2 protein-coding genes are annotated in these 1,134 nt (G+C 58.1%); both read left to right on the top strand.

Features of this window, described 5'->3' with window-relative positions; genetic code table 11:
• Positions 1 to 471 (top strand): ABC transporter substrate-binding protein (locus K675_RS31005; RefSeq protein WP_037006822.1); only part of this gene is annotated, 471 nt, incomplete at its 5' end.
• Positions 472 to 768: 297 nt separating this feature from the next.
• The coding region (locus K675_RS31000) for an ABC transporter substrate-binding protein (protein WP_037006820.1) at positions 769 to 1,134 on the top strand (366 nt) is incomplete at its 3' end.

Raw genomic sequence — 1,134 nt, 5'->3', positions numbered from 1 at the left:
CCGGTCCAGCGTCCGTACAACCCCAACGCCAAGCTGATGGCCGAAATGCTCCAGTCCGACTGGAAGAACATCGGCCTGAACGTGAAGATCGTCAGCTACGAATGGGGTGAATACCTCAAGCGTGCCAAGGCCGGCGAGCAGCAGGCCATGATCATCGGCTGGAGCGGTGACAACGGTGACCCGGACAACTGGCTGAACGTACTGTTCGGTTGCGATGCCATCAACGGCAACAACTTCTCGAAGTACTGCACGCCGAAGTACGACAGCCTGATGAAGGAAGCCAAGTCGACCTCCGACCAGGCCAAGCGCACCGAGCTGTACAAGCAGGCACAGCACATTCTCAAGGATGACGTCCCGTACACACCGATTGCGCACTCGACGGTGTATCAACCCATGAGCGCCACCGTGAAGGACTTCAAGATCAGCCCGTTCGGCTTGAACTCGTTCTACGGCGTCAGCGTCAGCAAGTAAGGTCCCGCAAAGGCGGCGTGACGATACGTCGCCTTTGCGCTACCCGCCAGAATTGCAGGAATTGCCTATTCTGAGCGTCCGACTTAGGAAGGATGAGTCAGGAGCGCAGTTTTTTCCTACAACTCTCTCAGGCTCTACGCATTTACGACAATGACTTGGCGCCATAACGTCAGGACATCATCGACAAATGTTCATGGGCGGCACCGCTGCATTCGACTGACTTGGTTGGTGATGTTTCCATGTAGCTCGACATGGCAATTGCTCACCAACGACAATAAAAAATGGATTGGGATCGTCATGCGCCATACCTTGGTTTTATCCGCTTTCATTGGCGCCGCCCTGCTGGCCGGTGCCTCTTTCGCCCAGGCTGCCGGTAGCCTGGTGTTCTGCTCCGAGGGCAGCCCGGCCGGGTTCGACACCGCGCAGTACACCGCCGCTACCGACAACGACGCCGCCGAGCCGATCTACAACCGGCTGGTGGAGTTCGTGCGGGGCGAGACCACCGTCGCACCGGCGTTGGCCAAGAGCTGGGATATCTCGCCGGATGGCCTGACCTACACCTTCCACCTGCGCGAAGGCGTGAAGTTCCACACCACCAAGTACTTCACTCCCCATCGCGACTTCAACGCCGACGACGTGCTGTTCACCTTCAACCGCATGCTC

Source organism: Pseudomonas fuscovaginae SE-1 (assembly GCF_000364705.1).
Classification (GTDB): Bacteria; Pseudomonadota; Gammaproteobacteria; order Pseudomonadales; family Pseudomonadaceae; genus Aquipseudomonas; species Aquipseudomonas fuscovaginae_A.
The sequence above is the reverse complement of the archived record's forward strand: the minus strand, read 5'-3'. Positions and strand labels throughout refer to the sequence as shown.